Source organism: Rhodococcus sp. T7, from assembly GCF_009872365.1.
Lineage (GTDB): Bacteria > Actinomycetota > Actinomycetes > Mycobacteriales > Mycobacteriaceae > Rhodococcus_F.
Genome location: NZ_WXYH01000389.1, coordinates 390,349 through 395,743, shown reverse-complemented (window position 1 = coordinate 395,743; position 5,395 = coordinate 390,349). Strand labels below are relative to the sequence as shown.

The following is a 5,395-nucleotide window of genomic DNA, read 5'->3' as shown; positions in this document are numbered from 1 at the left end:
CCACCACCGCTCCCGACCGCGGATACAGCAGGAGTGATCAGCCGCATCAGAGCGGGCAGGACCAGTGCCGTAGCGGCGAGCAGGGAGATCCCGATGAGCGAGTACTGAAACTGTTCGAGGGTCGGGGTTTGTCCTTCGGGGACGTCGAGCGCAGAGGACTGGGTTGTCAGAAATGCCATCGCGTACACCAGTGATGCGACGGGCTTGAACAGGCAAAACCCGATGACCCAGGCGAGGAGCTTCTCGTAGGACTGTGTTCCGGTCTTCGTTCCTCCGGCCGCGGCCGCGACGGGCAACGCGGCGACAGCGACGATGAGGAATCCCTGCCGGATCGGCATGAAGAACGCCTGTGCGAGGGCACCGATAGCGCCGACCAGGCCGATCAGCAGCATCAGGCCCGGTGCCAGCCCGGAGTAGGCGCCCAGGACCATCATCGCCTGCACGGTCCCGGCGGGATCGTTATTCGATGTCGCGTTGACGACTTCGGTCGCGAAGGCATCACCCGCGGCTGTCGCCAGGGCGACCACTACCGACATCATCGCGGCCGTCACGACTACCCGCACCATGGTGCGGAACGTCTCCTCGGCTTGATCGACCATCAGTTGCCGTCGTGCCGCGGCCAACCGCAGTGCCATGAATCCGATCGAGATGATCAAGAGGAAGGACTGGATCCAGACCGTGTACTCGTTGATCTGGGCCAGCGGAGCGAACAATTCGAGGTCGGCATTGGGGATTTTGATCCACCAGATGATCGCCATGACCATCGCCTGCGACATCCCGTCCAGCATCGACGTGACGATCTTGCCGAACTGCGAATCCCACTGCTCCTGGAGTTGTTCGCTGGCGAAGTCCTTGACTGCCGCGACTGGGTTGCCGTTGTGGTCGCACATGTTCCCGGCCCAGTTCCCGACGACGTCGCCGCTACTGGGTAGTCCAGGCACGTTGATGGCACCGAAGCCAGGTATTACCGTCCCCAGTCCCTCACCGAGTGCTTCCGCTCCCTGGCACACCAGGGAGCGATCCTCACCAGGCTTCGGTTCCGGTTCCTGTGCCGCAGCGGTATTCGCGACACCGAGGAGTACGGCGAGGGTGAGCGCCAGTGCGGTCAGCACATGGATCACGCGGCGGGCCACTGGGTCCACCCCCCGATGTTGCTGAGGTCCTTCTGCCCGCCGTAGAGATCGGCGGTGAGCTTGATCTGCCAGTCCCCGCCGCGCCAGAGCAGCTCCATCGGCGTAGAGATCCAGCCGGTGCCGCTCTCTTTGAGCATCGCGTACTCAATCTTGGCGTAGTCCGGGCGTTCCGGACTCCACTGGACGATCCGATAGGCGACGACACGGAAGTACGGCAACAAGGCCAGCTTGTCGCCTTCACCGGCGGCAACCGCATCGTTGGCCCGGCGCAAGAACTCTCGGCGCAGCTGCTCGAGCGGGTCACTGTCCGGGACGACTCGGTTGGTGTAGAACTCGGCTGCACCGGCGTTGGTAGCGCCGCCGCGGGTGTAGAGCTGGATACCGGCGAGCGCTGCACCTCGCGGGGTTTGGGCGAATCCGGTGGCCATGCGACCGTCGATACCGGTGGGACCGTCGGTGGTGGAGAAGGGCAAGGGGTAGTTGCGGATCTGCTGCCATTGCAGTCCGCCCGGAGCGCTGGTGGTGTCGTCGGCGGGTTTGCGGGCCGCGGTGTCCTGCTCGAGGGCGGCGCCGTCCGGGCTCGGGGGAACCTCGACTCGGCGGCCGAGCTCGTCGGTGTAGGGCAGGCCCCAGTCGTCGCGATCGGTTTGTGGTGGCGCCGTCGCCGGGGCACCGCCCCCGCTCGCCGCGGTGGTGTCCTCGCGACCTACGACATAGGCGGTCAGTCCGCCGACGAGCACGATGACCATGAACGTCGCCGAGACCCAGAACCCGATCCCGAGGCCGCGCATCTTGGAGGAAGCGGCCGCCGGAGTTGGCTGCTTGTCACCGGTTTCCGGGCTTGTCTCTTGGGTGTCGTTGTTGCCGGTGTTCATGGAGTGCCCTCCTGCCCGGTGCACGCCGTGTCCGGCGCGTCGAGGGTGACCTCGCGGGAGGTGTGGTAGTCGACGGTCTGCGGGTCGTAGACGTAGACCCGGGGTGTCGGGTCATCGGCTGCGGGGAGTTGGAGCTTCCAGTCCTGCCCGGTCCAGACGACGGTGGTGGCGGTGACCGAGACCGACTTGTCGCAGAACGCGGTGCGGATCGAGATGTCTGCGCGCTCGTCGGTGTAGTTGTCGACGACATAGCCGCTGAGCAAGGGGGCCTCGGCCGGGTCGGCGGCCGCGGTGACGCTGATCTGCGAGCGATTGACAGCGAACGCGTCACGTTCGGGGCCGGGAGCGATGCCGTTGTGGACGACGATCGCCCACTGGTCATCCCGAGCGACCGACATGCGCACCGTCTGGTGAATCGCGGCGAGGGCAGCACCCTGTGGGGAGTGCGTGAACCCGGACACTGCTCCGTTGCCGGTGTTACTGGCGGGGCCTTCGGCGGCGAACGGAAGCCAGATCGACTGGAATTGGTCCCATTCGAGGTCTGCGGGTGGGGTGGTCGGGTCGGGCGGCGTCGTCGTGGTGACCGAGTCGGTTGCGGAGCTCTCCTCATCGGAGCCGCACCCGGCGATCAGGGACGCCGCCGCTGCGGCAGCGGCGAGTGCTGCTGCCGCGCGGCGGGTGGTGACCATGGAATGGTCCTTTCTTCTCAGAACGTCAGGAGTGCGGCGGAGATACCGCTGGCCGCCGAATAGAGGACCGCGGAGATGAGAGTCATCCCGATCCGCGCGGCGGGTTCGGATTCGTACGGGTTCTGTTGCTTGTTCCAGGCGAAAAGGCCGCCGTACCAGACGAGTCGGATGGTCAAAATCGCGAAGATGATCCAGCTCAGGTACCGCCCGAGCTGCAGCAGCGGGTCGGTGACGGCGGCCGAGGGGATCCACATCGCGATCACGGTCATGACACGACCGCGGCCATGATCCCGCCTGCACTGGCGGCCACCACGCCGCCGACCAGTGCGCCGGCGATGATCTTCGGCGACTCGAGGCTGCCACCGTTGAATTTCTCCCAGCCGAACTTCCCGCCGCCGTAGACCAGGGCGAGAACGCCGGAGAACATGACCACCCAGGAGGCCCAGCGGCCGAGGGTGAGTAGCTTCTCCGACTTCGGGGGCGGTTCGGGGGGCAGTTCAATTCCCTGGGCCAGCACGCTGATCGTGTCGAGCGTGGCATGTAGCAGCATCATTTCGAGTTGTCCTCCTTGTTGTGTGAAACCCGGTCAGATGCCGGGGTTCAGGCGTTGGATGATCGATTGACGCAGCGCCCCAGCGATTTCGGCGATCTCGCTGGGCACGACCGTGGGGTCCTCTGCTGCGCGTTTCCTGTTCTCCGGTGGCGGGTCGCCGTGCGACCACACCGGAAGCTCTCGCGGGTTGCGCACGCGCGTGAAGTGTTCGATCCACCCGATTCGCCAGGTGGCGGGCGCCAGGCCGCTGACGATCTGGCGGGTGTGGTCGATCTCCTTCGGGATCTTGGTGCCGGGCCGGTCGGCAATGGTGATCAGTCCGATGACGGTGCTGCTGCCGGCTGTGCCTGCGATGTGCTGGCGCAGCAGATCCCCGGCCTGGTCGAGTGAGCCGACACGTTCGCGGGCGACGATCGCGACGAAGGGGGACTCGCCGTCGAACGGTCCCGGCCACTTCTGGCCGCACTCACCGGCGAAGTCCAGGACGTGACCGAGGGTGCTGATCCCTGCTCCGCCGTGTGCTCCGAGGAGCCAGACCAACGGGGCAGCACCGCTGTGGCCGCGAGGTACCGGCCGATCCCAGATCTCGGCGACATGGCTCGGGGCACGGACAGGCATGTGTGAGGCCGTGTTCTGCGGCTGGACGCGGCGGGAGAAGTTCAGTGCCGCCATCACCGATCACGACCCTGCACTGCCGCCGTCGCCCGTTGGATACGGGCGTAGGCGTCGACCGTGGCCGCGCGCAGTTCCCAGCTCGCGATCGCCACACCGGTGGCCAGATGGGGGTCGTAGGGAACCTCCTCGACGGCACGCACCACCGAGGACACATGGGCGATCAGCTCGGCCGGATCGACATCGGGTTCGGCGGAGTTCTGATGGGAGATCACCACCACGGTGCGGTCGAACACGTCGTTCCCGGCTGCCTGCCCGAGCAAGTCCAGGTAACCGCGCAACCGGTTGAACGAATCCGCCCGCGCCTGCACGACCAGCACGAACACCGCCTCGGTGTCTTCCCGCAGCGTGGTGCACTCGCGTAGCCGCAGCGCGTCCGGCCCCAGGTCGTAGACCACGGTGTCGACGCGGGGCCGGAGAATCTCTGCCACCTGCTGTACCGGGAGATCGTCGAACCGCAGCTCACCGCGGTCGATGATGCGTGCCCCGGCCGAGGACACGGGCAGTGATGCCACGATCGCGGCGGGGTCATCCGCGTCCGCGATCGTCTCGATCGCGGGAGCCTTGTCGTCGGTACCGGTGCGTGCTCCCAGGTCACCGCCCGCGACAGTCAGATCGACCACCGCTGCTGAGGCGGTTTCCTCGATAGCCCACGCTCCGGCGATACCGACCGCTGTCGTCGTTGCGCCCGCTCCCCCGCCCGCGCCGGTGACCAGCACCACCGGTGCCGGCCGCACTGCCCGCTGCGGCCATACCGGTGCGGGCTGGGGTGCACGTGCTGGCCCCCGGTGCGGCTGTTGCGGGTTGGGTGTGGGCTCAGTGACCCGGTCACCCCCGGGCGCAGCGGGGGCCGCGCCGCGCAGCGGGACGACCGCGGCTGTCGGTGTCTCTGCCTCGGAGTCCGATGCCGGGGCCTGGTTGAGCCATTGCATCCATTCGGGTTGGGAATTCACGGTGTTGCCTTTCCGATCGACGCGATCAGGTGACGGCCATCGACCACCCGTGTGGTCATGACCTGCTGCTCGTAGTCGGTTTCCTCACCGCTGATGCGGCGTTCGCGCAGCGTGACGAGGAACCGTGCCGGCGTCGTCGCGCGGATCGTCACGCAATGCTCGGCGCCAGCGGGGATTGCCGTATCGATCGCACTCTGGAGGGAGTCCGCGGCGGCGACGCCGACAGCATCGGCGGTGACCGCCGCGCGTGCCGCTGCCCCGGAGCGCTGCACGTAGTAGGCGTAATCGAAGGCGAGGATCGCGGCCGGACCGGAATCGGTTCCGCCCGGGCCGTTGCCGATGATCACACCGTCGGGAGCCGATGCCGGGTCACACCACGGGCGCGGGGTCTGCGAGCTCGGCGGAGCTGTGGTCGTAGTCTGCGCCACCACGGCGGCTGAGGGTTGTTCGTCCTGGCTGTCGCGAAGCGCCCACGCACCCAGCCCCACCACCACGGCGGCGGCCGCGACGACAGCCCCAC

General features: G+C 67.2%; 8 protein-coding genes. All 8 read right to left on the bottom strand.

The features are described from left to right. Positions 1-1,133: hypothetical protein (locus MLGJGCBP_RS45880; protein WP_160095994.1), on the bottom strand; the 1,133-nt coding region annotated here is incomplete at its 3' end. Beyond that, positions 1,118-2,008, bottom strand: coding sequence for a hypothetical protein (locus tag MLGJGCBP_RS45875; RefSeq protein ID WP_201453046.1), 891 nt, complete (start codon positions 2,006-2,008; stop codon positions 1,118-1,120). The genes MLGJGCBP_RS45875 and MLGJGCBP_RS45880, both read right to left, overlap by 16 nt. Beyond that, positions 2,005-2,697 carry a hypothetical protein gene (locus MLGJGCBP_RS45870; protein WP_160095996.1) on the bottom strand — a complete coding sequence of 231 codons (693 nt, stop codon included), beginning with the start codon at positions 2,695-2,697 and terminating at the stop codon, positions 2,005-2,007. Before MLGJGCBP_RS45870 ends, MLGJGCBP_RS45875 begins: the two co-directional genes overlap by 4 nt. A 17-nt stretch (positions 2,698-2,714) precedes the next feature. Continuing rightward, entirely contained in the window at positions 2,715-2,966 is a 252-nt protein-coding gene (locus MLGJGCBP_RS45865; RefSeq protein WP_160095998.1) for a hypothetical protein, read from the bottom strand. Further along, the gene (locus MLGJGCBP_RS45860) at positions 2,963-3,247 is read right to left on the bottom strand and encodes a hypothetical protein (RefSeq protein WP_160096008.1); all 285 of its coding nucleotides are present in this window, start codon (positions 3,245-3,247) and stop codon (positions 2,963-2,965) included. Before MLGJGCBP_RS45860 ends, MLGJGCBP_RS45865 begins: the two co-directional genes overlap by 4 nt. 36 nt (positions 3,248-3,283) lie before the next feature. Continuing rightward, positions 3,284-3,922, bottom strand: a complete 639-nt coding sequence (locus MLGJGCBP_RS45855) for a DUF6668 family protein (RefSeq protein ID WP_201453047.1) — start codon at positions 3,920-3,922, stop codon at positions 3,284-3,286. Then, positions 3,922-4,875 (bottom strand): hypothetical protein, encoded by a 954-nt coding sequence (locus MLGJGCBP_RS45850; protein WP_160096002.1) that lies wholly within the window; start codon positions 4,873-4,875, stop codon positions 3,922-3,924. The genes MLGJGCBP_RS45855 and MLGJGCBP_RS45850 overlap by 1 nt, the downstream gene beginning before the upstream one ends. Then, positions 4,872-5,395 (bottom strand): hypothetical protein (locus tag MLGJGCBP_RS45845; RefSeq protein ID WP_160096004.1); only part of this gene is annotated, 524 nt, incomplete at its 5' end. The genes MLGJGCBP_RS45845 and MLGJGCBP_RS45850, both read right to left, overlap by 4 nt.